General features: G+C 68.4%; 26 protein-coding genes and 1 other RNA gene. 18 read left to right on the top strand and 9 right to left on the bottom strand.

Translation table 11 applies throughout. The annotated features are described in order from the left end of the window. Window positions 1-140 precede the first annotated feature (140 nt). Genes AB5I40_RS20910 through AB5I40_RS20885 form a run of 6 tightly spaced genes read left to right on the top strand, consistent with a single transcriptional unit; the run spans window position 141 to window position 6884 of the window. A complete protein-coding gene (locus AB5I40_RS20910; RefSeq protein ID WP_370940213.1) occupies window positions 141-1370 on the top strand; it encodes an ROK family transcriptional regulator in 1230 nt (409 codons plus the stop codon). A gap of 25 nt (window positions 1371-1395) precedes the next feature. Beyond that, a complete protein-coding gene (locus AB5I40_RS20905) occupies window positions 1396-2772 on the top strand; it encodes an extracellular solute-binding protein (protein ID WP_370940212.1) in 1377 nt (458 codons plus the stop codon). After that, on the top strand, window positions 2769-3758 hold the full coding sequence (locus AB5I40_RS20900; protein WP_370940211.1) for a carbohydrate ABC transporter permease: 990 nt from the start codon (window positions 2769-2771) through the stop codon (window positions 3756-3758). The genes AB5I40_RS20905 and AB5I40_RS20900 overlap by 4 nt, the downstream gene beginning before the upstream one ends. Further along, complete coding sequence (locus AB5I40_RS20895) at window positions 3755-4645, top strand: carbohydrate ABC transporter permease (protein ID WP_370940210.1); 891 nt, start codon at window positions 3755-3757, stop codon at window positions 4643-4645. Before AB5I40_RS20900 ends, AB5I40_RS20895 begins: the two co-directional genes overlap by 4 nt. After that, window positions 4642-5907 (top strand): 6-phospho-beta-glucosidase, encoded by a 1266-nt coding sequence (locus AB5I40_RS20890; protein ID WP_370940209.1) that lies wholly within the window; start codon window positions 4642-4644, stop codon window positions 5905-5907. Before AB5I40_RS20895 ends, AB5I40_RS20890 begins: the two co-directional genes overlap by 4 nt. After that, window positions 5904-6884, top strand: coding sequence for an N-acetylglucosamine kinase (locus tag AB5I40_RS20885; protein ID WP_370940208.1), 981 nt, complete (start codon window positions 5904-5906; stop codon window positions 6882-6884). The genes AB5I40_RS20890 and AB5I40_RS20885 overlap by 4 nt, the downstream gene beginning before the upstream one ends. A 41-nt stretch (window positions 6885-6925) precedes the next feature. On the opposite strand, the gene AB5I40_RS20880 is transcribed toward AB5I40_RS20885, so the two are convergent. Then, on the bottom strand, window positions 6926-7435 hold the full coding sequence (locus tag AB5I40_RS20880; protein ID WP_370940207.1) for an SRPBCC domain-containing protein: 510 nt from the start codon (window positions 7433-7435) through the stop codon (window positions 6926-6928). Next, the gene (locus tag AB5I40_RS20875) at window positions 7432-7773 is read right to left on the bottom strand and encodes an ArsR/SmtB family transcription factor (RefSeq protein ID WP_370940206.1); all 342 of its coding nucleotides are present in this window, start codon (window positions 7771-7773) and stop codon (window positions 7432-7434) included. The genes AB5I40_RS20880 and AB5I40_RS20875 overlap by 4 nt, the downstream gene beginning before the upstream one ends. An 81-nt stretch (window positions 7774-7854) precedes the next feature. Here AB5I40_RS20875 and AB5I40_RS20870 point away from each other — a divergent pair, with 81 nt between their 5' ends. Beyond that, complete coding sequence (locus AB5I40_RS20870) at window positions 7855-8328, top strand: peptidase inhibitor family I36 protein (protein ID WP_370940205.1); 474 nt, start codon at window positions 7855-7857, stop codon at window positions 8326-8328. Window positions 8329-8354: 26 nt separating this feature from the next. Then, the gene (locus tag AB5I40_RS20865; protein WP_370940204.1) at window positions 8355-8831 is read left to right on the top strand and encodes a hypothetical protein; all 477 of its coding nucleotides are present in this window, start codon (window positions 8355-8357) and stop codon (window positions 8829-8831) included. Between the two features lie 77 nt (window positions 8832-8908). Here AB5I40_RS20865 and AB5I40_RS20860 read toward each other — a convergent pair whose 3' ends face one another. Together AB5I40_RS20860 and AB5I40_RS20855 are read right to left on the bottom strand one after the other, a co-directional pair. Next, window positions 8909-10276, bottom strand: coding sequence for a gluconate:H+ symporter (locus tag AB5I40_RS20860; RefSeq protein WP_370940203.1), 1368 nt, complete (start codon window positions 10274-10276; stop codon window positions 8909-8911). Continuing rightward, window positions 10273-10767: a gluconokinase gene (locus AB5I40_RS20855; protein WP_370940202.1), complete on the bottom strand. Its 495-nt coding sequence runs from the start codon at window positions 10765-10767 to the stop codon at window positions 10273-10275. Before AB5I40_RS20855 ends, AB5I40_RS20860 begins: the two co-directional genes overlap by 4 nt. Before the next feature lie 126 nt (window positions 10768-10893). On the opposite strand from AB5I40_RS20855, the gene AB5I40_RS20850 reads away from it, so the two are divergent. After that, a complete protein-coding gene (locus AB5I40_RS20850; RefSeq protein ID WP_370940560.1) occupies window positions 10894-11577 on the top strand; it encodes a FadR/GntR family transcriptional regulator in 684 nt (227 codons plus the stop codon). Window positions 11578-11602: 25 nt separating this feature from the next. Beyond that, complete coding sequence (locus AB5I40_RS20845) at window positions 11603-12502, top strand: cobalamin biosynthesis protein (protein ID WP_370940201.1); 900 nt, start codon at window positions 11603-11605, stop codon at window positions 12500-12502. A gap of 4 nt (window positions 12503-12506) precedes the next feature. On the opposite strand, the gene AB5I40_RS20840 is transcribed toward AB5I40_RS20845, so the two are convergent. The 3 genes from AB5I40_RS20840 to AB5I40_RS20830 form a co-directional block, all read right to left on the bottom strand. Continuing rightward, the gene (locus AB5I40_RS20840; protein ID WP_370940200.1) at window positions 12507-13115 is read right to left on the bottom strand and encodes an FMN-binding negative transcriptional regulator; all 609 of its coding nucleotides are present in this window, start codon (window positions 13113-13115) and stop codon (window positions 12507-12509) included. A gap of 67 nt (window positions 13116-13182) precedes the next feature. Further along, window positions 13183-14013, bottom strand: a complete 831-nt coding sequence (locus tag AB5I40_RS20835; protein ID WP_370940199.1) for an SURF1 family protein — start codon at window positions 14011-14013, stop codon at window positions 13183-13185. Between the two features lie 48 nt (window positions 14014-14061). Next, window positions 14062-14523 (bottom strand): low molecular weight protein-tyrosine-phosphatase, encoded by a 462-nt coding sequence (locus AB5I40_RS20830; RefSeq protein ID WP_370940198.1) that lies wholly within the window; start codon window positions 14521-14523, stop codon window positions 14062-14064. 40 nt (window positions 14524-14563) lie between these two features. Between AB5I40_RS20830 and AB5I40_RS20825 the strand changes: the two genes are divergently transcribed. The 4 genes from AB5I40_RS20825 (at window position 14564) to AB5I40_RS20810 (ending at window position 19204) form a co-directional block, all read left to right on the top strand. After that, window positions 14564-15382 carry a Nif3-like dinuclear metal center hexameric protein gene (locus tag AB5I40_RS20825; protein WP_370940197.1) on the top strand — a complete coding sequence of 273 codons (819 nt, stop codon included), beginning with the start codon at window positions 14564-14566 and terminating at the stop codon, window positions 15380-15382. Window positions 15383-15399: 17 nt separating this feature from the next. Further along, window positions 15400-16137 carry a zinc ribbon domain-containing protein gene (locus AB5I40_RS20820; RefSeq protein WP_370940196.1) on the top strand — a complete coding sequence of 246 codons (738 nt, stop codon included), beginning with the start codon at window positions 15400-15402 and terminating at the stop codon, window positions 16135-16137. After that, window positions 16134-17276 (top strand): bifunctional RNase H/acid phosphatase, encoded by a 1143-nt coding sequence (locus AB5I40_RS20815; protein WP_370940195.1) that lies wholly within the window; start codon window positions 16134-16136, stop codon window positions 17274-17276. Before AB5I40_RS20820 ends, AB5I40_RS20815 begins: the two co-directional genes overlap by 4 nt. Before the next feature lie 182 nt (window positions 17277-17458). Beyond that, window positions 17459-19204 carry a hypothetical protein gene (locus AB5I40_RS20810; RefSeq protein WP_370940194.1) on the top strand — a complete coding sequence of 582 codons (1746 nt, stop codon included), beginning with the start codon at window positions 17459-17461 and terminating at the stop codon, window positions 19202-19204. On the opposite strand, the gene AB5I40_RS20805 is transcribed toward AB5I40_RS20810, so the two are convergent. Both AB5I40_RS20805 and sfnG read right to left on the bottom strand, forming a co-directional pair. Continuing rightward, complete coding sequence (locus AB5I40_RS20805) at window positions 19201-20430, bottom strand: SLC13 family permease (RefSeq protein ID WP_370940193.1); 1230 nt, start codon at window positions 20428-20430, stop codon at window positions 19201-19203. The two genes, AB5I40_RS20810 and AB5I40_RS20805, sit on opposite strands and share 4 nt — an antisense overlap. A gap of 26 nt (window positions 20431-20456) precedes the next feature. Further along, window positions 20457-21587 (bottom strand): dimethylsulfone monooxygenase SfnG, encoded by a 1131-nt coding sequence (gene sfnG / locus AB5I40_RS20800; protein WP_370940192.1) that lies wholly within the window; start codon window positions 21585-21587, stop codon window positions 20457-20459. A gap of 110 nt (window positions 21588-21697) precedes the next feature. On the opposite strand from sfnG, the gene rnpB reads away from it, so the two are divergent. The 4 genes from rnpB to AB5I40_RS20780 all read left to right on the top strand — a co-directional run bounded on the left by rnpB (window position 21698) and on the right by AB5I40_RS20780 (window position 24206). Further along, window positions 21698-22088, top strand: an RNA gene (gene rnpB, locus AB5I40_RS20795) — RNase P RNA component class A. A 22-nt stretch (window positions 22089-22110) separates the two neighbouring features. Continuing rightward, window positions 22111-22968: a hypothetical protein gene (locus AB5I40_RS20790; protein ID WP_370940191.1), complete on the top strand. Its 858-nt coding sequence runs from the start codon at window positions 22111-22113 to the stop codon at window positions 22966-22968. Between the two features lie 470 nt (window positions 22969-23438). Next, window positions 23439-23705, top strand: a complete 267-nt coding sequence (locus AB5I40_RS20785; protein WP_344288458.1) for a hypothetical protein — start codon at window positions 23439-23441, stop codon at window positions 23703-23705. Window positions 23706-23717: 12 nt separating this feature from the next. After that, window positions 23718-24206 (top strand): hypothetical protein, encoded by a 489-nt coding sequence (locus AB5I40_RS20780; protein ID WP_370940190.1) that lies wholly within the window; start codon window positions 23718-23720, stop codon window positions 24204-24206.

Here is a 24206-nt window from a genome sequence, read left to right as displayed (position 1 = left end):
GTCACCCTCTGCCGGTCGCTGACATCCCGCGGTATCAAGCCGTTACCCCGCCGTTTCCCTAGCCCATTGACGGCGTGTGGCCGCGCTCACTACAGTCCCGGAAAACCGTCTGTAAAGTTTCCTAATAAAGGAGCAGTCAGGTGCGAGCCGGCAGTCCGCGAACGTTGCGCGAGATGAACGACCGCGCGGCGATCGAGGCGTTGCTGCGGAACGGGCCGCTCACGCGGGGCGAGCTCGAGGCCGCCATCGGGTTGTCCAAACCGGCCACCGCGCAGTTGCTCACCCGGCTTGAGCAGGACAATCTCGTCGGCAAGGCGGGGGAGCGGGCCGGCGGCGGACGCGGGCCGCGCGCTCAGCTGTGGGCGGTCAACGGCGGGCTCGCGCACGTCGCGGCCGTCGACCTCACCCCGCGGGTCGCCGACTTCGTGGTCGCCGATGTCGCCGGGGCCGTGCTCGCCGAGTACCGCGTGCAGCTTCCGGTGGCCGAGGGCGCGGACGTCGTCGGCTCGTTCGGGCAGGCGCTGCGCCGGGTCACGAAAGCCGCAGGCATGCAGCTCGACGATCTGGCCAATGTGGTCATCGGCGCGCAGGGCGCGTTCGACCCGCGCACCGGGTTGCTGTCCTCGGCCCCGCACATCCCGGGCTGGCTCGGGTTCGACGTGCCAAAGCGGCTGAGCGACGAACTCGGCGTCACGGTCAAGATCGAAAACGACGTAAACCTTGTCGCGGTTGAGGAAATGACCGTCGGCAACGCGCAGGACGTCGATGACTTCGTGCTGGTCTGGCTGTCCGAAGGCGTCGGCGGCGCGGTCGTGATCGGACGGCGGCTGCTGCGCGGCGCGACCGGTGGCGGCGGCGAGATCGACTGGATGCGCGTTCCCGATCCGGCCACTGTGGACACTGGTGACAGCTGGCCGTCCGCGGGTGCGCGGTACGGAAACCTGGTCGACTCGTCCGCGATCACCCGGCTCGCCAAGGCGCACGGCATCACCGCGGACAGCGGCTGGGATGCCGTCACCGAGGCACGTCGCACTGCGCACCAAGGGTTTCTGGACGATCTCGCGCGCCGAGTCGCCAGCGGAGTCGCCAGCCTCGTCGCGGTCGCCGACCCGGAGCTCATCCTGCTGTGCGGCGAGACCAGCCGAGCCGGCGGCGACGAGTTCGCCGGGATCGTCGCGGAGAAGCTGCACGAACTGGTCCTGCCGCGCACGCCCGTCGGCGTCGCTTCGGTGCAGGGCAACGCGGTGCGCGCCGGTGCGCTGCAGTCCGCGCTCGCCACCGCCCGTGAGGACGTCTTCGGCGTCGTCACCCCCACGCTCCTCGGGCCGCGTCGGTCCGCCGGAGAGCAAGCCCCGTCCCCGACCGAGTAGACCCACCCGAAGGACAGGAGGGTTCATGTCCGCTCCCACCCGCATCCGGAGAATCGCGCGCAAGCGCGGGTCTCTGCTGCTCAGCGCCGTCGCGGCGAGCACGCTGCTGGCCACCGCCGCGTGCGGTGCCGCCGCGCCCGCAGGCGGCGGCGACGCCGCGGCCCCGCCGAACAAGGACGACAAGCTCACCATCACCGTCTACAGCAAGTTCACCGACCGCGAGTACGGCGTGGTCACGAAGGCGCTGGACAAGCTCAAGGCGAAGTTCCCCAACATCACCATCAAGCACGAGGGGAACCAGGACGACGACAAGCTCACCCAGTCGATCCGCGGCGGCAACCCGCCGGACGTGGCGATCTCCTTCTACACCGACAATCTCGGCGCGTGGTGTTCGACGGGCAGCTTCCAGGACCTGAAGCCCTACATCGAGCGGGACAAGATCGATCTCGAGCAGATCCCGCAGGCGGTCCGCGATTACACGTCGTACCAGGGCAAGCGGTGCGCGATGCCGATGCTCGCCGACGTGTACGGGTTCTTCTACAACAAGACGCAGTTCGCGGCCAAGGGCATCGCGGGCCCGCCGAAGAACACCACGGAACTGTTCGAGGACGTCAAGAAGCTCACCGAGTTCAACCCGGACGGTTCGATCAAGACCGCGGGCTTCCTGCCGTCGATGCCGTTCTACGCCAACCAGGCGCAGTACTGGGCGCCGAACTTCGGGGCCAAGTTCCTGGGCCCGGACGGCAAGTCGTCGCTCGCTTCCAGCCCCGGCTGGAAGGAGATGTTCGAATTCCAGAAGAAGCTCATCGACTTCTACGGCGGGCACGAGAAGGTCGAGAAGTTCAAGGCCGGTCTCGGTGACGAATACTCGAAGGACAACGGGTTCCAGTCCGGCAAGCTGTCGATGATCTACGACGGCGAGTTCCGCACCGCGTTCCTCAAGGCCCAGATGCCTTCGCTCGACTACGGCACCGCGCCCGCTCCGGTGCTCGACAGCCTGGCCGGCCAGTACGGCGGCGGGTTCGGCACCGGCACGATCATCGCGATCCCGAAGGGCGCGAAGAACCCCGGCGCGGCGTGGGAGCTGATCAAGCAGGCCTCGCTCGACACCGACACCCTCGTCGAGATGGCCAACGGCCTGAACAACGTGCCCAGCACCAAGGATTCGCTGAACTCGCCGAATCTGAAGATGCCGCCGCAGTTCAAGACCTTCACCGACATCTACAACAGCGGCAAGCTGGTCGCCAACCCGACCACGCCGATCGGCGACGCGTTCCTCAAGGCGGTCAACGACTTCGCCGAGAAGTGGCAGGCCGGGTCGGTTCCCGATCTGGACGCGGGCCTCAAGAAGGTCGACGCGCAGATCAACGACGAGCTGGCGCAGAAGGGCTCCGGCGGATGACCACGCTGACCACAGCGGAAACCGGAACCCCTGCCGCGTCGAACCAGGCGCGGCGGGGGTCTCCCCGGGCCAAGCGCCGGCGCACGGTGTTCTGGTTCATGGCACCGGCGACGCTCGGGTTCCTCATCTTCTTCGCCTACCCGCTCGGCGCGACGCTGTTCTACTCGTTCACCCGCTACGACCTGATCAACCCTCCACAGTGGATCGGGTTCGACAACTACGTGCGCATGTTCACCAGCGAACCGCTGGTGAAAACCGCCGCGTACAACACGTTGTGGCTGGTGATCATCCTGACCGTGTGCCGGGTGCTGTTCTCGCTCGGCGTGGCGTCGGTGATTTCGCGGCTGAAGTCGGGCGTCGGCATCGTCCGCACGCTCTGCTATCTGCCCGCGCTCGCCCCGCCCGCGGCCGCGACGCTCGCGTTCGTCTTCGTGTTCAACCCGGAATTCGGCCCGGTGAACCGATTCCTGCGGCTCGTGGGCATCGACGGCGGATTGTGGTTCAACAGCCCGGAAATGTCGAAGCCCGCGCTGACCCTGCTCGCGTTGTGGGGTTCGGGCGAGCTGATGATCATCATCCTGGCCGCGTTGCTGGACGTTCCGCAGGAGCAGTACGAGGCGGCGGAACTCGACGGGGCAGGCCCGGTGCGCCGGTTCTGGCACGTGACGCTGCCGTCGATCTCGCCGGTGCTGCTGTTCGGCGTGGTCAACTCGATGATCTACGCGCTGCAGTTCTTCACTCAAGCGATCGTCGCGGCGTCTGCTTCGGCGGGCACGGCAGACGTCGCGGGGAACTCGAAACTGATCGGTGCGCCGGAAAACTCGACGCTGACGTATCCGATCTGGTTGTACGTGCAGGGTTTCCGGTATTTCAACATGGGTTACGCGGCGGCGATGGCCGTTTTGCTGTTCCTGGTTTCCGCGGGCTTCACGTGGATTCTGGTGCGGCAGATGCGTAAGACGCAACATCAGGAGGACGGCGCATGACGACGCTTTCGGCACCGCCGCGTCCGGCTCCTCCGGTGCATCCGAGGGAGAAGTTCAAGCGGCGCTGGGACAAGAAACTGTCCTTTGTGGCCACGCACGCGGTCGGCATCGCGCTCGGCCTGATCTTCATGCTGCCGCTGCTGTTCGTCTTCCTCACCTCGGTGATGAAGAGCGACCAGGCGATGACGTCGAGCCTGTGGCCGACCGAATGGCATTTCGAGAACTTCGTCGAGGTGTTCCGGAAGGCCCCGTTGCTGGAGTACTTCGGCAACAGCTTCCTGTATTCGGCGCTGGCGACGATCGGGGCGCTGGTCTCGGCGATCCCGGCGGCGTACGGGCTGGCGAAACTGCGGTGGCGCGGGCAAAACCTGTGCTTCATGCTCGTCGTCGTCGCGATGATGCTGCCGCCGCAGGTCACTGTCGTTCCGCTGTACGACCTGTGGGTGCGGCTCGGTTTCACCGGCACGCTGGTGCCGCTCATCGTGCCGTACTTCTTCTTCGACGCCTTCTCGATCTTCCTGCTGCGGCAGTTCTTCCTCACCATTCCGAAGGACTACCTGGAAGCGGCGAAGATCGACGGCTGCAACGAGTTCCGGGTGCTCACGCGGGTGCTGATCCCGATGGCGAAGCCGGGGATCGCGGCCACCGCGATGTTCTGCTTCCTGTTCACCTGGAACGACTATTTCGGCCCGCTGCTCTACACGGGCGAGAACAAAGACAACTGGCCGCTTTCACTGGCGATCGCGTCCTTCCGAGGCATGCACCACGTCGAATGGAACCTCACGATGGCCGCCACCGCGCTGATCATGCTGCCGGTGATCGTGCTGTTCGTGTTCGCGCAGAAGTCGTTCGTCAAGGGCATCACGTTCACGGGAGTCAAGGGATGAAACTGGCAGTGGTCGGCGGTGGGTCCACCTACACGCCGGAGCTGATCGACGGCATCGCCGGGCGGCGGGCCTCGCTCGACGTCGACGAGATCGTGCTGATCGACCCGGACGCGTACCGGGTCGAAGCGGTCGGCGATTTCAGCCAGCGGCTGCTGAACCACGCGGGACACTCAGCCCGCGTGCGCACCACCGCGAACCTGGAGGAGGGCGTCGACGGCGCGTCGGCGGTCCTCATCCAGCTGCGCGTCGGCGGGCAGAAAGCCCGTGCGTCGGACGAGACGTTCCCGCACCTGTGCGGTTGTGTCGGCCAGGAAACGACCGGTGCGGGCGGCCTGGCGAAGGCGCTGCGCACGGTGCCGGTGGTGCTGGACATCGCCGAACGCGTGCGCAAGGTCGCCGGCGACGACACCTGGATCGTCAACTTCACCAACCCGGTCGGCATCGTCACCCGCGCGCTGCTGCAGGAGGGCCACCGGGCGGTCGGCCTGTGCAACGTCGCGATCAACCTGCAGCGCAAGTTCGCGAAGCTGCTCGGCGCCTCGACCGGCGACGTCAAGCTGGTCCACACTGGACTGAATCACCTGAGCTGGGAGCGTGGCGTCCTGGTCGACGGCGTCGACCGGCTGCCGGAACTCCTTGCCCAGCACGCGGAATACCTCGGCGAAGAGGTCAGCGTGCCGGTCGAGTGGATGCAGCGGATGCAGGCCGTTCCGTCGTACTACCTCAAGTACTACTACTCGCACGACGCGCAGGTCGCGAAGCAGCAGACCGAGCGTCCGCGCGCCGAGGTGGTCAGCGATGTCGAGGAAGAGCTGCTGAAGATCTACCTCGACCCGGAGCAGGTCACGAAGCCGGAGTCGCTGGAGAAGCGCGGCGGTGCGTACTACTCGGAGGCGGCGGTGCAGCTCGTGCACGCACTCACCTCCGGTGGCGGCGCCGAGGAGCACGTGGTGAACGTCCGCAACAACGGCACGTTCAACTTCCTGCCGGACGACGCGGTGATCGAGGTTTCGTCCACTGTGGATTCCGCAGGCGCGACCCCGATCCCGCAGGCCCCGGTCGACCAGCGGTTCGCCGGGCTGATCGCCGGGGTCACGGCCTACGAGTACCTGGCCTTGGACGCCGCGATCAAGGGCGGCCGGGACCGGGTCGCGGACGCGCTGCTCGCGCACCCGCTGGTCGGCCAGTACACCAAGGCGGACCAGCTCGCGGACGAACTCGTCGCACGCAACCGGGATTTCCTGCCCTGGGCGCGGGCATGAGCGACACCGTCGTCGCGATCGACGGGGGGAACAGCAAGACCGAAGTGCTGGTGGTTTCGCGGGACGGCGTCGTGCTTGGCGCCTCCCGCGGCCCCGGCGTTTCTCCCCAGCGCGTCGGCGTCGAAGGATGCGTTGCCGCATTGGAAGAATTCGTCCACGAGGCCCTTCGTGCCGGTGGGCTTTCGACTGAGCCGCCGTTCGCCGTGCACACCTCGGCGTACCTGGCCGGTCTCGACTTCCCCCGCGAAGAAGAGGCGCTGCACAAGGCTTTGTCGGCGCGGGGTTGGAGCTCCACTTTGGACGTTGGGAACGACGTGCTGGCGCTGCTCAGGGCCGGAAGTTCCGACGGTACCGGGGTAGCAGTGGTGTGTGGTGCCGGAATCAACGGCGCTGGCTTCGCTCCGGACGGTCGTTCGTACCGTTTTCCCGCGCTGGGCAAGGTCTCTGGCGACTGGGGCGGCGGCTACCGGCTCGGCGAGGAGGCCCTGTGGTGGGCAGTCCGCGCGGAAGACGGCCGTGGCCCGCGGACTGCGTTGGAATCGGCGGTGGCGGAGTACTTCGGTGCTTCGAAGCTGCTGGATGTGGTGCAGGGCTTGCACTTCGAGGAGATCGACGCCGCGAAGATCCACGGCCTCTGCCCGCTGTTGTTCGAGGTGGCCGCGTCCGGCGACGAGGTCGCGCAGGACGTGGTGACGCGGTTCGCCGAGGAGGTAAGCCTGCTGGTGGCAGCGATCATGCGCCGCCTGGACCTCACTACGTCCGCTCCCGAGGTCATCCTCGGCGGCGGCGTGCTGACCGGCGTCGGCGAGTCCGTGATCGCGGACATCGAACGGCGCTGCCTGAAGGTGGCAGCGCGAGCGCAAGTGCGGGTGGTGGAGGTGAACCCGGTGGTCGGAGCCGCACTGTTCGGTTTGGACAAACTCGGGGCACCAGCGTCGGCTAAGGCTGCGCTGAAGGCTGCGACGCAGCGCGCGTGACAAGGGGGTGGCTGCCTCGAGCAAGGCAGCCACCCCTCTCGTCAGGCCGCGATGCCCTTTCCGGTCTCCAGAACCGACTTCAGATCGGACAGGATCCACGCCCAGCCGCCGCCCGCGTTCTCGCCCGGGCCGGCGTTGACGTCCTCGTGCTGGCCGGACACGAGAGCCGCGTGGTTCGGCGCGCCGGTGACGTCGTGGGTGACGGTGAGCCGGGTGCCCGCGGTCTGCGTTTGCTCGATGTCGTAGGTGACCGTGGTGTACGGCTCGGCGACGAGGCTCGGGTCCATCTGCAGTTTCCACGTGACCACCAGCTTGCGCGGCGGATCGACCTCCAGCACTTCGCCGTCGAGGAGATCGCTGGTGAACCCTGAGTCGATGAACTCCTGGGTCGGCCTGGTGCGGTGCTTGCCGCCGCGCTTGAGGTCGTAGTCGGCCAAGCCGGTGTAGCCGTATTTCTGGGTCCATTCCGGCTTCGTGATGGCGTCCCACACCGCCTGCGGGGTGGCCTTGATGTAGACGCGGTTGACCTGCACGGTCGTGGTGTCGCTCATTTTCCGGGCTCCTTCTGGGGATTCTCGGCTTCGAGCTGGGCTTTGAGATCCAGCAGCGCCGAGGTGTGGTGTGCGGTGTACTTGTCGATCCAGCGGTCGTGGATCTGCCGGATCGGGATCGGGTTCAGGAAATGCCGCTTCTCCCGCCCCTCCTTGCGCGAGGTGACCAATTCGGCCTCTTCGAGCAGCTTGAGGTGTTTCATCACCCCGAACCGGGACATGTCCACTTCGGACTCCAGCTCGGTGAGCGTGCGGCCGTCACGCGCGTAGAGCAGGTCGAGCAGGAACCGGCGGGTCGGATCCGCCAGAGCCTTGAAAACCAGGTCCTCATCGGGCACGCACCGAGAATAGGTGACCAAAAGGTCACATGTCAACCAGTAAGGCGGAGGGGCGCGCGAATCTCGTCGACGGCCGTACGGGTGACGTTCGGCCTGGATGCGTCACATCGCGGCGTGCGGGCGGTACCTTCTGGTTTGCTGGCCAGCTGGGGGAGTCGCGACAGCGAAGATGGGGGAAATATGCGTCGAACGAGGATTCTTTTCATTGTCGTGTCGGCCATTGCCGCGGTGATCTTGCCTTCGGCGGCGTACGCCAGCGCGGCGGACCTGCATGATTGTCCCGACGACTATTTCTGCGTTTGGGAGGAGCCGAACGCGACCGGGCACTTCGCCAAGTTCCAGCTCGGCTCGTCCGATCTCGCGAAACCCATCAACGGGCACGTTTTCAACGATCAGGTCTCGTATGTGTGGAACCGCACCACGAGCGTGTGGTGCGTCTACCGGGACTCGGGTTACTCGGGCGGTTCGTTGCGAATTTCGGTGGAGTGGCAAGGCCCGCTTGGTCCGCGCTACAGCTTCGACAACGTGATCAGTTCGCTCAGATCGTGCGCCTGAGGCAGGAATCAGGGGGAGGACGAGAAATGAAGAACGCGGTGAAGATGGCGACGGTGCTCGGGCTGATGTGTTCGGCCGCGGTAGCGGTCGCGCCTTCGGCTTCAGCCTCGGCGATCGCGCAGACGTGCCAGTTCGGCAACGAGTACGGGCATGTGGTCCGCGGCGGTGATCTGTATTACGGCGGAGATCTGGTGGGCACGGTCGCGGTCTGCCGCGATGACTCGTACAACTATTGGGGCTATCTCGGGTTTCGGGAAAAGCTCACGGCCAGCCAGTGGGCGCAGGCGACGCTGTACCGCGAACGCGACTCAGTTCCGGCGGGTTCAGTCAACTGCGACAGCTCGGGCGGGAACGGGAACGTGGGTGCGTTCCAGCGGGTGTGCTGGACACCCAAGTTCAGCGGAGTGAGCGGCCACTACACCTTTCTCGCGACCGGTGAGCTGTACAGCAGTCACACCGGCACCCAGTTGGCAATCGGCTCCACCGGTGATTTCGACCGCTAGCGAGGTGGGCCGAACGGACGCGGCGCGACTTCCGCCACCGGAAGCCCCGCCGCGTCCGTGAAGGGAATCAACCAGCGCTAAAGCAGTGCGCCCAGCGGCAGGATCAACGCGATCGCCACCACCGAGATCACCGTCTCCATCACCGACCAGCTCTTCAGCGTCTGCCCGACCGACATCCCGAAGTACTCCTTGACCAGCCAGAACCCGGCGTCGTTCAGGTGCGAGAAGAAGAGCGACCCGGCACCGATCGCGAGCACGAGCAGCGCGTTGTGCGTGGGGTCGAGGGTCGCGGCCAGCGGAGCCACGATGCCCGCCGCGGAGACCGTCGCGACCGTCGCCGAACCCGTCGCTAGGCGGATCGCCACCGCGACCAGCCAGCCGAGCAGCAGCGGCGACAGGTGCGCGCCCTTGGAAAGGCTGGTGATCACGTCGCCGACCCCGGCGTCCACGAGGGTCTGCTTGAACCCGCCGCCCGCGGCCACGATCAGCACGATCCCGGCGATCGGGCCGAGGGAATCGCCGATGATCGACGACAGCTTTTCGCGGTTCAGCCGCGCCGGGCGGCCCAGCACGACCATGCCGACCAGGACCGCCAGCAGCAGCGCGACGAGCGGGTCGCCGATGAAGTCGAGCACTCGGCGGACCGGGTTCGCTTTCTCCGCCAAGATGTCCGCGAGCGCCTTGGCCAGCATCAGGACGACCGGCAGCAGCACTGTGGACAGCGTCGCGAAGAAGCTCGGGCGGTGTTTTTCGTCCGTGCCTTCGGATTCCGGGACCAGCCGGGCGGGCGGCGCGGCGTCGGGCACCATCTTGGCGGCCAGGCGGCCGAACAGCGGGCCGGCGATGATCACCGTCGGAAGGCCGACCAGCAGGCCGAGGCCAAGGGTGAGGCCGACGTTGGCGTTCAGCGAACCGGCGGCGGCCAGCGGGCCGGGGTGCGGCGGGATCAGGCCGTGCAGCACCGAGAGCCCGGCCAGCGCCGGGATTCCCAGCAGCAGCACCGGTTTCCCGCTGCGCTTGGCGACCAGCAGCACCACCGGGATCAGCATCACGAGGCCGATCTCGAAGAACATCGGCAGCCCGATCAGCGCGGCCACCAGCGCCATCGCCCACGGCAGCCCGCCGCCGCGGACCCGGCCGAGCACGGTGTCCACGATCCGGTCCGCGCCGCCGGAATCGGCGAGCAGTTTGCCCAGCATGGCCCCGAAAGCGATCAAGACGCCGACGGACGCGACAGTGCTGCCGACGCCGTTGGTGAAGCTCTTCAACAGCTTGTCCACCGGCATTCCGGCGACCAGCCCGAGCACGCCGGAGCCCAGCGTGAGCGCGAGCAGCGGGTGCAGTTTCACCTTGCTGATCAGCACCACGATCACGGCGATGGCGAGCACAGTGGCGAGGATCAGGCGGGTGTCGTGGCCGGTCCAGCCGGCGGCGAGGGTCGTCATGCGCGCTCCTGGAACGCTTTCAGCGCCGACGCGACGAGGTCGGCGGGCGGGCGGCTGATGTCGAGGGTCGCTCCCGGCTCGTCCGCTTCCAGCGGTTCGAGGTCGGCGAGCTGGGAATCGAGCAGCGAAACCGGCATGAAGTGGCCGGTGCGGGTCTTCATCCGCTCGGCGAGCAGGTCGCGCGAACCGTGCAGGTGCAGGAACCAGACGTCCCCGCCGCCGCGGAGCACGTCGCGGTAGCGCCGCTTCAGCGCGGACGAACTCACGACCGCGCCGTTTTCGTGGTGCTTCCCGATCCAGGACGCGATCGCCGCCAGCCACGGCGCCCGGTCCTCGTCGTTCAGCGGGTGCCCGGCGGTCATCTTTTCGATGTTCGCCCGCGGGTGGAAGGTGTCTGCTTCGGCGTACACGGTCCCGAGCTGCTCCGCGATCGCTGTGCCGACCGTCGTCTTGCCCGAGCCCGATACGCCCATCACCACGATGACCGTCATCCGCACCTCCCACGTCTTTGTGCTCTGGAGAGTCAAACTCAAAAGTACTACTTAATCAAGAAGAAGTAGTACTTAATCGAATCAGAGCGCTAGGTTAACGCGGTGGGGACTGATCGGCACGAGGAGATGCTCGACGAGCTCGGCGCGGCCATCGCGAGCGGCGAGCTGGCGCCGGGCGCGGTGTTGCGCTCGGAGGAATTGCAGGAGCGGTACGGGACTTCGCGGACCGTGGCCCGCGAGGTCGTTCGGGTCCTCGAGACGATGGGGTTGACCAGCAGCCGCCGCCGCGTCGGGGTCACCGTCCGCGAGCCGGCCGAGTGGAACCACTATGACCCGAGGCTGATCCGCTGGCAGCTCGACGGCGCCGACCGGCCGGCCGCGCTGCGCACGCTGACCGAACTGCGCTCGGCCGTCGAACCCTGCGCCGCCCGGTTCGCCGCGATCCGGGCGACCCCGGAGGAACGCGGGCGGCTGCGCGCGCTGGCGGTGCATCTCCAGCGCACGGCGCGGGCTCGCGACCTCGACACCTTCCTCGGCCACGACGTCGCATTCCACGATCTGCTGCTGTCCGCGTCGCGGAATCCGATGTTCGCGCAGCTGTCCTCAGTGGTCGCCGAAGTGCTCGCCGGCCGCACCGGACACGGCCTGATGCCGGACGAACCGCAGCCCGAGGCGGTCGCGCTGCACGTCGAGGTGGCGGAGGCGATCGACCTCTCCGACCCGGTGCGCGCCGAACGCGCGATGCGCGACATCGTGGAGCAGGCACGCGAGGAAATCGCCGCCGCGGTGTCGAGTAATCTCGGCGGCTGAATCGTCCACGTTCGGGGGGCTACAGGTGAGCGCGGCGCGCGCGATCGGCTTGATTCTCGGTTTGGCCGCAGACGGAGCACTCGGCGACCCGCGGCGACGGCCGCCGGTGACCGCCTTCCGCCAGGTAGTCGCCGCCACCGGTTCCCGTCGCGCTGCCGGTCTCGGAATCGCTGGCGCGGCCGTCGCGGCCGGCGTGCTGGTCGAGCGCACCGGCCGCCGCAGCCCGGTGCTGCAGGCGACGGCGACGGCAGTGGCGACTTGGGCGGTTGTCGGCGCTGCCGGGCTGGCGACGCAGGGGACCGAGCTGGCTCGCGATCTCGAAGAGGGCCGTCTCGAACCGGCGCGCGACACACTGTCCGAACTGGACCCGCGCGTCACCGATGGGCTTGGGACGATCGGGCTTTCCCGTGCGTCCGTGGAAACTTTGGCGGAGAACACGTCCGAAGTGGTCGTTACGCCGCTGCTGTGGGGCGCGGTCGCGGGCGTGCCCGGACTGCTCGCGGCGCGGACGATCGGGCTGCTGCGGCGGCTCCTTCCCGGGCACTGGGCGATCGACCGGCTCGATGAACTCGTCCATCTCCTGCCGACCCGGGTGGCCGCCGCGCTGACTGTTGTGGGCGCGCCGGTTGTCGGCGGTTCGGCGGGTGGCGCGTGGCGGGCTTGGCGGCGCGACACGATCGCGCACCCGAGCCCGAATGCCGGTCGGGTTGAGGCGGCTTTCGCTGGGGCGCTGGAGATTCGGGTCGGCGGGCGGACCGAGTATCCGCAGGGCGTGGTGGAGTTGCCGGTGCTCGGGGTGGGCCGGAATCCGGACGCTGGGCACGTGACGCGCGCGGTGGAACTGTCCCGAGTGGTCGGTTGGCTGGCCGCCGGGACGTCCGTGGTCGTGGCGGTGCTGACCGGATTGCGTCGCCGAAACCCCTGAGCCGTCAGGGTTTCAGGTGTGCGATGGCCGCAGCGTCGTTGAAACCGTCCCGTTCGGACAGTCGGGCCCCGATCCGCTGCCGGTCCTCGGACTTCTTGTTCCCGCCGTACTTGAACTTCGCCCGCACCTCGGTCACGGTCAGCTCGATGCCGCGAATACCGGGCAGCAGCCGCCGGTCCGGAGCGTCCACAGCGGACACCGGAGTGCGCTTGCCGTCCGGTTCGAAGTGCGCCAGCTGGTGGTTCAGCAGCGCGGCCTTCTCCGCCGGATCGTCGACGAGCCGGACGTCGCAGGCCAGCTGCACGCTCGCGTAGTACGACGTGGGCACTCCCAGTGCGGGATCGTCGGCGGTGTTCCAGTCCGAGCGGATGTACGTGTAATCGCCGGTCACCGTCAGCAAGGCGCGCGGGTGTTCCTCCAGCAGCGGCCACACCGGGTTCGGCCGGGCGAGGTGCAGGCGGACGGTCGCGTCGCCGTCGAAGGCGAAGTGCGTCGGCACCACCACCGGGAGATCACGGCCGCGGCCGCCGGCGACCAGTTCGCCGAAGTCGTGTCCGGCGAGCCAGTCCCGCCATTCGTTCTCGTCCGCGGTGTCCCAGGGGTGGATCAGCATGCCGCCAGTATCAGCGCCGCGAGTGGACTGGGCAAAGGGCCATTTTTCCGTAGAATGACCAGGCCACTCAGGCGGTCGGCGAGTACTCGTCCTCGTCTTCGGCGAGCATCTCCGCGACGGACTTGCGCCGTCCCCGCTGCGGGCGTTCGGTGGTCAGCGCGCCGCCCGGACGCAGCTCGCGGATCGTGAAGTACAGCCAGCCCAGCAACGCCATCGTGCCGAATGCCAGCCACTGCAGCGCGTACGAGAAGAACGGCCCCGACTCCAGCTGCGGCAGCGGCAGCGGGCTGAGCACGCCCGGCTGATTCTGGTCGAGCTGGAAGTACCCGGGCCGGATGGTGAGGCCAGACGACTTCGCGACCACACGCGAGTCGACGGTGTAGCTCTGCAGCTTCCCGTTCGTCGAGGCGTCGGCGAACGCGTCGCGGTTCTTCGGGTCTGTCTCGTCGCTTCGCACGCGCGCGACGACCGTGACCTGTCCGCCCGGCGCTGCTGCGTACGGGAGCACGCCGGAGTCGCTGCTGAGCCCGACATAGCCGCGGTCGATGAGGTACACAGTGCCGTCGGTAGCGCGAAGCGGCGTGAGGACCTCGTACGCGCCTTGGCCCTGCACAGTGCGCAGCCGCGCGACGACTTCCGCCGAAGGCAGGTAGGTGCCGGTGATGGACACGAGGTGCCACTCGGTGTTCTTGTCCGGCTTCGACCCGGGCGGCAGCAGCTGCGCCGCGGGCGCGGGCTTCGCGGTGAACGACGTGGTCAGCGCGTTGTTCTGGGTGACCTGCTCGCCGTCGCGGCGGAACTGCCACGGGGCCAGCAACGTGTAACAGCAGATGGCGAAGGTGAACACCACCACTGTCAACGCCAGCCATCCCGGCCGGAGCAGAAACCGCAACCGCACCCCTCTACGGTAGGCCGTCGCGTTCCGTGCGCGCACCCGGACCGGACGTCACGCCTGTTCGCGGACCCAATCCAGCAGTCCCGGCACGCTCCGCTCGATCATCCCGAGCACGTCCTCGAAGCCGTCGTCGCCGCCGTAATACGGGTCCGGCACCTCGGCGCCTTCCGGAGCGGACGGGTCGAAGGAACGCAGCAGCCGCACCCGGGAAGGGTCTTCGACGCGGGACTGCAGGAAGCCCAGGTGACTCTCGTCCGCCGCGAGCAGCAGATCGGCTTCGAGGTCTTCGTCGCTGACCTCGGCCGCGATGTGCTCGGTGGGGTAGCCGTGCGCCTTCAACGTGGCACGCGCCCGCCGGTCGGCCGCCTCCCCGACGTGCCAGGGACCGGTGCCCGCACTGGACACCCGCACGGCGTCGGTGAGGCCCGCGTCGGCGAGCTTCTTGCGGAAGACGAGCTCCGCCATGGGGGAGCGGCAGATGTTCCCGGAGCAGACAAACACCATGGAAGGCATGGTCGGAAGTCTCCCAGAGCGATCGTGCGAGGATCCCCAGGTGCCTGCATTAGCCGAGATCATCGCCGTCCTCGAACGCAGTTACCCGCCCCGGCTGGCGGAAAGCTGGGACGCGGTCGGGCTCGTCTGCGGAGACCCGGCCGAGGACGTCGCCCGCGTGTTGTTCTGCGTCGACCCGGTCGAGGAGACGCTCGCCGAAGCCGAGGAAATCGGTGCGCAGCTGATCGTCGCGCACCATCCGCTGCTGCTGCGCGGCGTGCACGGCGTCCCCGCGGACACTGCCAAGGGCTCGCTCGTGCACCGCATGATCCGCGGCGGCATCGCGCTCTACTGCGCGCACACCAACGCCGACTCGGCTGACCCCGGCGTGTCCGACGCGCTCGCGCAGGCCATTGGCCTCGAAGTCGACCGGCCGCTCGACCCGCACGAACCCGGCGGTGCCACCGGGATCGGCCGGATCGGGCACCTGCCTGAGGCGGAGCCGTTCGCGCAGTTCGTCCAGCGGATCGCCGACGCGTTGCCGGCCACCGTGCCCGGCGTGCTCGGTGCGGGCGACGAGGACCGGCCGATCCGTACCGTCGCGGTGTCCGGCGGCGCGGGCGACTCCTATCTCGCGAAGGCGACGGCTGAGGGCGTCGACGCGTACGTGACCGCGGATCTGCGCCACCATCCCGCCGGCGAACACCTCGCCGCGGCGGGAACCGTGCCCGCGCTGGTCGGCTTGACGCACTGGGCCAGCGAGTGGCCGTGGTGCGGACAGGCCTCGGCCCTTGTCGGCGCGGCCTTTGCGGGTACCGTCGAAGCTCACGTCTCCACGCGGTGCACCGACCCGTGGACCATCCGCGCTACCGCCCAGTAACTAAATCAGGGAGCACAGTGAAGGCCGACCCCGCCGTCCAGCGTCAGCTGCTCGAACTCGCGAAGGTGGACGCCGAGCTTTCGCGCGTCGCGCACCGCCGCCGCACTCTGCCCGAGCTCGCCGAGATCGAAGCCGGGGAGAAGACCGTCCGGGAGAAACGCGACGCGCTCGTGTCCGTCGAGACCGCGACGTCGGACCTCGACCGGGAGATCGCCCGGCAGGAGAAAGAGGTCGAATCGGTGCGGGCGCGCGAGGACCGCGACCGCAAACTGATGGAATCCGGGTCGGTCGGGGCCAAGCAGATGACCGACATCGAGCACGAGTTGCAGACGCTCGGCCGCCGCAAGGGCGCGCTCGAGGACGACCTGCTGGAGCTGATGGAGCAGCGCGAGGCACTGGGCCTGGACGCGCAGCGCACCAGTGCCGAGGTCGACAAGGCGCAGCAGGCGGTCGAGGCCGCCGCGGGCCGCCGCGACGAGGCGTTCAAGGACCTCGACACCACCGAGGCCCGCCGCAAGGAGGACCGCGCGAAGCTGCTGCCGCGCTTCCCGGAGCCGCTGCTCAAGCTGTACACCCGTGTCTACGACCACAAGGGCATCGGCGCGGCGCTGCTGCGGGCCCGCCGGTGCGGCGCCTGCCAGCTCGAACTCGACCGCAACACCATCTCCGAGATCAAGGCCGCGGCTGAGGACAGCGTCGTGCAGTGCGACAACTGCGGCGCGATCCTGGTCCGCACGCTGGAGTCGGGCCTGTGACCGAACGGGCGATCGTCGAGGCCGACGGCGGCTCCCGGGGCAACCCGGGCCCGGCGGGCTACGGCGCGGTCGTGAAAGACGCGGCCACCGGCGAGGTGCTCGCCGAACGCCACGAATACCTCGGCATCGCCACGAACAACGTCGCGGAGTACTCCGGGCTCGTCGCCGGGCTCGCCGCGGCGGCCGAACTCGGAGTGTCCATTGTGGACGTCCGGATGGATTCGAAGCTCGTGGTCGAGCAGATGTCCGGGCGGTGGAAGATCAAGCACGCCGCGCTGCAGCCGCTGGCCGCGCAGGCGCGCGAGATCGCGGCGGGTTTCGACCGCGTCGGCTACACCTGGATCCCGCGCGCGGAGAACTCGCACGCGGACCGGCTCGCGAACGTCGCGATGGACAGCGCCGGGTCCGGCGCCACCTCGCCCGCTCCGCTCGCCGAAACGCGGCCGAAGGCCAAGGTTTCCGAGCCCGACCGGGTGTCCCCGGCGGGCTGGACCGGAGCCCGCGGCACGCCCACCAAACTGCTCCTGCTGCGCCACGGACAGACCGAGATGTCGGTCGACCGCCGCTACTCCGGGCGCGGCGACGTCCCGCTCACCGAACACGGCCGGGGCCAGGCCGCCGCAGCGGCCAAACGGCTGGCCGCGATGCCGGGGCTGATCGGCGAGGACGGCGAACCGGCTCCGATCATCTCGTCGCCGCTGATCCGTACCAAGCAAACCGCGCAGGCGGTCGCCGACGCGCTCGGCGGCCGGGTCGAAACGCACCCCGGCCTCATCGAGACCGACTTCGGCGAATGGGAGGGCCTCACCTTCGGCGAGGCCGCGCAACGGGATCCGGAACTGCACCGCTGCTGGCTGAGCGATTCGTCGTGCCCGCCGCCCGGCGGCGAGAGCTTCGACGCGGTCCACGAGCGCGTCGGCAAGGCGCGGCGCGAACTCATCGAGCAGTACGACGGGCGCACGGTGCTCGTGGTCAGCCACGTGACGCCGATCAAAACCCTGCTGCGGATGGGACTCGACGCCGGGCCGTCGCTGCTGTTCCGGCTGCACCTCGACCTGGCGTCGCTCTCGATCGTCGAGTTCTATCCGGACGGCAACGCCTCGGTCCGGTTGGTGAACGACATCTCGCATCTGTCCTGACCAGGACATCTGTGACGTGGATCACGGTCAGGGATGACGTGTGAAACGCCCTGAATGAGGTATTGGCTAGAGTGCGGTGTCGACCGCGGCGCCGCGGCGCTGGTCCCGGCCGGGACTTCAAGGGGGGCGCAGGCTCGTGCGTTTCTTCGGCAGCATCCGCAAGTGGAAACAGTGACGAGGACATGACGGCTAGCGCACTCACCGCAGTATCCGAGCCCGACCTGCCGGGAGAGGAGACGACCGACCCGCCGGCGCGGTTCAAGCTCAGCTGGCTGGCGTCGACGCTGGCGGTGCTGGCCGGCGTGGCCGCGGTCGCTTGGCACGCGACCCGCTACGGGCACTGGATCGTCGACGACGCGGCCATCACGTTCTCCTACTCGCGCAGCGTCGCCGACGGGCTCGGCCCGGTGCTGGCCCCCGGCCAGCCGCCGGTGGAGGGCTTCTCCGATCCGACGTGGATGATCCTGCTCGCGCTGGGCAAAGTCGTCGGCCTCTTCGACAAGGGCCTGCTGTTCGGCATCCCGGACTACGTGCTGTTCCCCAAGCTGCTCGGCCTGTTCTTCGCCGCGGGCATCCTGGTGCTGTGCCACCTGGTGGCCCGGCAGGTGTTCCGCAGGCACGCGTGGGCGATCACGCTGGCCACCGGCCTCGGGCTGGCGGCGATCCCGTCGTTCGTGATCTGGGTGGTCTCCGGCCTCGAGAACTCGCTGTTCGCGTTCTTCACCACCGCGTTGGCGGCGCTGCTGTTCACCGCGCTGCGCAAGGAAAACTCGCTGTCGTTCAAGGTCGCGATCGGCGCCGGCGTGCTCGTCGCGGCCGCCGCGCTGACCCGGCCGGAAGGCCTGATCTACGCCAGCGCGTACCCGATCGTCCTGCTGTTCGGCGTGAAGCGCGAGGGTTTCTGGCCCAGCCTCCGGTCCGCGCTGGTGTCCATCGCGGCGTTCGCCGTGCTGTTCGGCGGCTATGTCGTCTGGCGCTACACGGAGTTTCACCGGCTGCTGGCCAACCCGTCGGTCGCCAAGAAGCAGGGACTGCCCACCTTCGCGTCGATCATCCGGCCGAACCAGCTGGTGGAGTACGTCGGCATCGCGCTGACGCTCGTGCTGGTCGCGGTGGTCGTCTGGGCGCTGGTCAAGGCTCCGTGGCGGCGTCCGCTGATCGGGCTGGTCACGCCGCTCGTGCTCGGTGTCATCGCGTACGGCGTGATGGTTCCGGACTGGATGGCGCAGTACCGCTTCGCGACCCCAGTGTGGGTGCTCGGCACGCTGTGCGGGGTCATGGCGTTCGCCGAACTGCTGCGTTCGCTGGCGAAGGTGCAGTGGCGCGCGGTCGCGGCGCTCGTGCTCGTGGCCGCCTCGGTGCCGTCGGCGATCGGCTTCGTCCAGCAGTCCGACGAGTTCATCAAGAGCCCCACCGTCCCGGCGTGCCTGATCGCCGACCGGTTCGGCCGCGGCTTCAACACCTACGCGGACATGCTCGGCCTGCAGCAGGCGTCGCTGCTGTTGCCGGACCTCGGCGGCTCGTCGATGACCAGCCGGCTCGAACTGGTCGACATGGCCGGCCTGGTCAACGCGCCGATCGCGGACCTCACGCACAAGGAAGACCTCGTCGGCCTGCGCAACTACGTATTCGACACAGTGAAGCCGACCTTCATCCACTCGTGGGGCCCGTGGGCGGACGGCAACGAGATCAGCATCGACCCGCGCATCGACCGCGACTATGTGCCGATCCTGGTGTACCCCGGCCCTGGCAAACGCCAAGGCGACTTCGTCCGCAAGGACGCGGTGACTGATCCGGCGAAGCTTGCCGCGGTTCAGCACTATGCGCAGGTCACGATGATGAACGTGGAGGCGCAGCGGTTCGGCGATGGCCTCGACGACTGCGGTCCGACGTTGTCGCGCGGCAGCACGATCGCGCCGCGGGGCTAAAGCGCCAGCCACAATGCGCACGTCGCCGCCGCCAAGGACAGCGGTGTCGTGAGCGCACCTAGCCGCAGGAATTCGCCCACCGGCGGATGCTGTCCGTGCCGTACCACGACACGGCGCCACAGGAGTGTCGCGAGCGAGCCGAGGTACGTCGCGTTCGGGCCGATGTTCACGCCCAGCAGCACGGCGAGCAGCACGCCCTGATTCGGGTGCGGGCCCAGGACGGACAGCAGGATCAGCGTCGCGGGCAGGTTGTTGACGACGTTCGCCAGCACCGCCGCGATCGCTGCGGCGAGGAACAGTTCGGGCAGCCCGGCGGTCGTCGGCAGGAGAGTGCGCAACAGGCCGCCGAGGACGTGTTCGTCGACTGCTTCCACCACCACGGCGAGGGCGAGCACGAAGAGGATCAGCAGCGGGGAAGCTTCGGTGATCACCTGCCAAGGCCGGATCTTCCGCTCTGCCAAGGCTTTAACGGCCAGGACAAGCGCAGTGAGCGCGGCGATCCAGACCGGTTCGACGTGCACCAGCTGTCCGGTCGCGAATCCGGCCAGCATCACCGCCAGCACGATGAGGGTGAAGACCGGCGCTTCGCGATGTTCGGGTCGGCGGGTGCTGACCGGTTCGCGGAGGTCGTGCCGGAAGAACCAGGCGAACGCGGCGAGTTCGACGGCCAGAGTGACCAGCCAGGGCAACGCCATCAGTGCAGTGAAACCGGCGAAGGTCAGGCCGGACGCGGAGAAGGCGAGCAGGTTCGTCAGGTTCGAGACCGGAAAGAGCGTGGACGCCGAGTTGGCCAGGTGTGCGCACGCGTAGACATGCGGGCGTGCGGTGAGTTTCAGTTCCGCTGCGGTGGCGAGGACGACCGGGGTCAGCAGGACGACGGTGGCGTCGAGGCTGAGCACCGCCGTGACGATCGCCGCGGCGGCGAAGGTGAGCAGCAGGAGCCGAGGTTGCCGTCCGCGGCAGATCTCGGCGAGTTCGGCGCCTAGCCAGGTGAATACTCCTTCGGCCGCGGCGAGGTGGCTGACCAGCAGGATCGCTGCGAGAAAGCCCATCGTCGGCAGCATCTGGACGACTCGCTCGCCTGCTTCGTGCGGGGAAGTCAGGCCGAGCGCGAGGACGAGACCGGCGGCGGGGACCGCGAAGACCGCTTCGGGGAGGCCGCGCGGGCGCGCCATGGCGAACCAGAGCGTTCCGGCGAGAAGGACCAGGGACAGGGCACCGTTCACGCCCGAACGCTAGCCTCCGCGTGAGGTCAGATCCCCGCCGGTTCCGGGACTCCCGCGCCGCGTTCCAGCACTCGCTCCTTCTCCCGGATGACCGGCAGCACCGCCCGGCCGAAGTGCTCGACGTCCTCCAGATAGTGCAAAAACCCGAGCAGCAACAGGTTCGCGCCGCGCTTTTTGTACTCGATCGCCCGGTCCGCGATGTGTTCCGGGGTGCCGATCAATCCGGTCCGGAATCCGTCGTTGTACTGCACGAGGTCCGCGAACTCCGAATCCGCCCACATGCCCTTGGTGTCCGAAGTGGACTTCCCGGCCTGCGCGACCGCCGAGCGGAATCCTTCGACGGCGGGCACGTTCGCCTTCGCCACGATCTCCCGCAGCACCTCGCGCGCCTCGGCTTCGGTTTCGCGGGCGATCACGAAACCGTTGAGCCCGAAGCGCACCGCGTGGTCGTTCTCGGCGGCGTACCCGCGCACCTCGTCGACCTGCTCGCTGAAACCGGCGAAATCCTTGCCATTGCTGAAATACCAGTCCGAAACGCTGCCGGCCAGCTTGCGTGCCGCGGTGGAGTTGCCGCCCTGGAAGACCTCCGGATGCGGCCGCCCGGGACCGGCGACCGGTTTGGGTTTGATGTCGAAATCGTGGATGCGGTAGAAATCGCCGCCGAACTCGGCGTGGTCGTCGGTCCACAATTGCTTGAGCACGCGGATGAACTCCTCCGAACGGCGGTAGCGCTCGTCGTGTTCGAGCCACGGTTCGCCGAGGCCGGTGAACTCGTCTTTGAACCAGCCGCTGACCACGTTCACCGCGGCCCGGCCGCCGGAGATGACGTCCGCGCTGGCGATGAACTTCGCGAGCACGCCGGGCTGCCACAGTCCAGGGTGGACAGCCGCGATGACCTTCAGCCGCTGCGTCGCGAGCAGCAGCGCCAGGCTGAACCCGGTGGATTCGTGCTGGTAGGCGGCACCGTAGCTGGCGGTGTAACGGACCTGGGTGAGCGCGTACTCGAAGCCGTTGTTCTCGGCCAGCACCGCCAGGTCGCGGTTGTACTCGTAGCCCCAATCGGTGCGCTGTTCGATGTCGCTGGTGACCAGGCCGCCGCTCACATTCGGGACCCAGTAAGCGAATTTCAAGGGTTCGGACAGTTCAGGTGCGGACATGGCGGGAGTGAAACAGCGGCCGGGCGCGGAGGCAAAGGGCGTCCACGCGATGGAATGTGCCAGCCCGTGCCGGGGGCCGCGCCGTCTCCCGGGTACGCTGCTCCGGCGGACGAGCTGGCAGGACGGTCGCGGCCCGGGTTCTCCCGGTCCGAGGAAAGTCCGGACTCCGCAGGGCAGGGTGGTTGCTAACGGCAACCCGGGGCGACCCGCGGGACAGTGCCACAGAAAACAGACCGCCCCCGTCTCGGCGGGGGTAAGGGTGAAACGGTGGTGTAAGAGACCACCAGCATCCCGGGTGACCGGGATGGCTCGGTAAACCCCACCCGGAGCAAGGCCAAGAGGGAGTTCGCTCCTGCGCAGGCGATCGAGGGCGGCCCGCCCGATGCCTGCGGGTAGGCCGCTGGAGCCTGCCGGCGACGGCAGGCCGAGATGGATGACCGTCGCCCGGTCCGCCGCGAGGCGGCCCGGGAACAGGATCCGGCTTACATGCCAGCTCGTCCGCCCGATCGCTACGATCGGGCGCATGGGCCAAGCCGTCGCCGCCGCTGTCGCCTTCCGGACCACCTTCGACGCTCTGCACGCCCCCGTCTACTTCGCGCCAGAGACCCAGCAACGGCTCGCCGCCGTCGGGCTCAAACCGGGGTCGATGACCTACTTCGCCAGCCGCGCCGCGGCGATGGGCTCGGTTGGCCCGGGCACGGTCACCGCCACCTTCTACAGCTTCAGCTCCAGCCTCATCGCGCACTTCGTCCCGCGCGTCTGGACGCTCGCCACCCCGGAGACCGTCCTGGAGGCCAGGGTCGCCGCGGTCGACGAGATCTACCGCCGGCTGTTCGGCGACAAGACGCTCGCGTCCGCGGAGGTCGCCGAAGCGGCGGCGCTCGCGCGCGAAGCCACCGAAGGCTGTCGTCCGGAAGGACGCCCGCTTTACGCCGCCCACGCTGACCTGGCGTGGCCCGAACAACCGCACCTCGCGCTCTGGCACGCGATCACCCTGCTGCGCGAGCACCGCGGAGACGGCCACGTAGCGGCGTTGACCACGAATGGCCTGCACGGCCTCGACGCGCTGGTCACGCACAGCGCGACCAAGAACGGAACCCCGCCGGACACCGCCAAACGCACCCGCGGTTGGAGCGACGAGGAATGGGACGAGGCCGCTGCCAGGCTGGTCGTCGACGGAATCCTCGACGCCGAAGGCGCGCTCACCGAGCAGGGGCTGGAGCTGCGCGAGCGCGTCGAGACGGCGACGAACGCGGCGGCAGAGGGCCCGTGGCGGCACCTCGGCGAGGAGAAGACGGCTCGGTTGGAGGAGCTGTGCGCTCCGCTCAGCCGCCGGGTGATCGAAGCCGGCGCGATCCCGAGCGCCGCGTTCCGGGCCTGATCCGCGAGACGGTCGGGAACTGCCCGGGATCACGCTTTGTAGTGAACAAATGCGCACATCGGACGTGATGGTGACCGTTATCGCATCAGAGAGTGATCAATTCCGGATTGTTTTCTACACCGGTTGTCACTCACCGGACTCGCGGCGGAACGCCGATCGGGGCATGCCACACTGGTGCCTGCCCGACACGCCGGTCCGGGGCGCACTGAGAGTGAGCGCCGCACGTTTTGCGGAGCCGCACCGCCGGAACACTGCGCAATCCGGGTGGCTTGGGTTATTCCGGAGCACCCTTGCCACGATGATGGAGGGCGAGGAATCCTGACCACCGGACCGCAGCACCCGCCCGTTAACCACAAGTCGACATCTACGCAGCGCGCTTTGACCATTACCCCTTGTAACGCCATGATGGTGTTCGTAGCTTCGCCGAAGCCAGAACAGCGCGGCGCCAACCGTGCACCGGGAGTATCGCGATGACCAGCATGACCGCCCTCGAGACGTTCGTGGCCGAAGGGCTCGGCACCAGCAACGTCCGCACCTGGCTGCTCGACAACGTCATCCCGCTCGTGCTGCTGGCGGTGGCGTTGCTGCTGCTGTGGCTCGGCGGCGGCAAGGGCGACAACGCGGGGGTCATGCGACGGCTCGCCGGCGTGGTCATCGCGCTCGCGATCATCGGACTCGCGGTCAGCGGGGCGGGCGTCAACGTGGGCCAGTGGATCGCCGGCCTCTTCACCGGCTGAGGCGGAGCAGGCGTGCGGATCAGGACCGATGACGAGGTGTACCGGGTCGATGCCGTCTGGCTCGGCCCGCCGAAAGCGACTTTTCCCTGGCGAGCCCGATACGTGGCATGGCTCGTCGGCATTCCGGTCTTCCTGGTCGTGCTCACCGTGGAGCGGTGGGTCGGCTGGAGTTTCGGGTTCTTTTCCACGGCGTGGGCGTTCGTGGCCACGATCGTGATCACCAGGCTGATCACCGCCAAGATCAGTCACGAGCGCCCGCTGGGCGCGGTGATCGCGATGATGGGCCAGGAATTGCGCGCGCCGCGCGAACGGTCCTCGGGCACGGGCGGCGCGGCGAGCGCCAGCCGGGTCCGGGTGCGGGCGGAGCGCCCGCTGCCGAAGCACAAGAGAAGGCGGCAGTACCAGCACCGCGACCCCCGTCGCGGTGCTGGCGCGAGTGCCGGGAAACAGGGAGCACCACGAGCGCGCCGGAGCCGCCCCGCGGCTCGGGCCGGGAGGTAG

Source organism: Amycolatopsis sp. cg13, from assembly GCF_041346965.1.
Lineage (GTDB): Bacteria > Actinomycetota > Actinomycetes > Mycobacteriales > Pseudonocardiaceae > Amycolatopsis.
Note: the sequence above shows the minus strand (reverse complement) of the source record. Positions and strands in the feature narration are given on the sequence as shown.

Coding starts and splice junctions, on each gene's coding strand:
- AB5I40_RS20905 (WP_370940212.1), top strand. CDS start 1,396: ATGTCCGCTCCCACCCGCATCCGGAGAATCGCGCGCAAGCGCGGGTCT.
- AB5I40_RS20900 (WP_370940211.1), top strand. CDS start 2,769: ATGACCACGCTGACCACAGCGGAAACCGGAACCCCTGCCGCGTCGAAC.
- AB5I40_RS20895 (WP_370940210.1), top strand. CDS start 3,755: ATGACGACGCTTTCGGCACCGCCGCGTCCGGCTCCTCCGGTGCATCCG.
- AB5I40_RS20890 (WP_370940209.1), top strand. CDS start 4,642: ATGAAACTGGCAGTGGTCGGCGGTGGGTCCACCTACACGCCGGAGCTG.
- AB5I40_RS20885 (WP_370940208.1), top strand. CDS start 5,904: ATGAGCGACACCGTCGTCGCGATCGACGGGGGGAACAGCAAGACCGAA.
- AB5I40_RS20880 (WP_370940207.1), bottom strand. CDS start 7,435: ATGAGCGACACCACGACCGTGCAGGTCAACCGCGTCTACATCAAGGCC.
- AB5I40_RS20865 (WP_370940204.1), top strand. CDS start 8,355: ATGAAGAACGCGGTGAAGATGGCGACGGTGCTCGGGCTGATGTGTTCG.
- AB5I40_RS20860 (WP_370940203.1), bottom strand. CDS start 10,276: ATGACGACCCTCGCCGCCGGCTGGACCGGCCACGACACCCGCCTGATC.
- AB5I40_RS20855 (WP_370940202.1), bottom strand. CDS start 10,767: ATGACGGTCATCGTGGTGATGGGCGTATCGGGCTCGGGCAAGACGACG.
- AB5I40_RS20850 (WP_370940560.1), top strand. CDS start 10,894: ATGCTCGACGAGCTCGGCGCGGCCATCGCGAGCGGCGAGCTGGCGCCG.
- AB5I40_RS20840 (WP_370940200.1), bottom strand. CDS start 13,115: ATGCTGATCCACCCCTGGGACACCGCGGACGAGAACGAATGGCGGGAC.
- AB5I40_RS20830 (WP_370940198.1), bottom strand. CDS start 14,523: ATGCCTTCCATGGTGTTTGTCTGCTCCGGGAACATCTGCCGCTCCCCC.
- AB5I40_RS20810 (WP_370940194.1), top strand. CDS start 17,459: ATGACGGCTAGCGCACTCACCGCAGTATCCGAGCCCGACCTGCCGGGA.
- sfnG (WP_370940192.1), bottom strand. CDS start 21,587: ATGTCCGCACCTGAACTGTCCGAACCCTTGAAATTCGCTTACTGGGTC.
- AB5I40_RS20790 (WP_370940191.1), top strand. CDS start 22,111: ATGGGCCAAGCCGTCGCCGCCGCTGTCGCCTTCCGGACCACCTTCGAC.
- AB5I40_RS20785 (WP_344288458.1), top strand. CDS start 23,439: ATGACCAGCATGACCGCCCTCGAGACGTTCGTGGCCGAAGGGCTCGGC.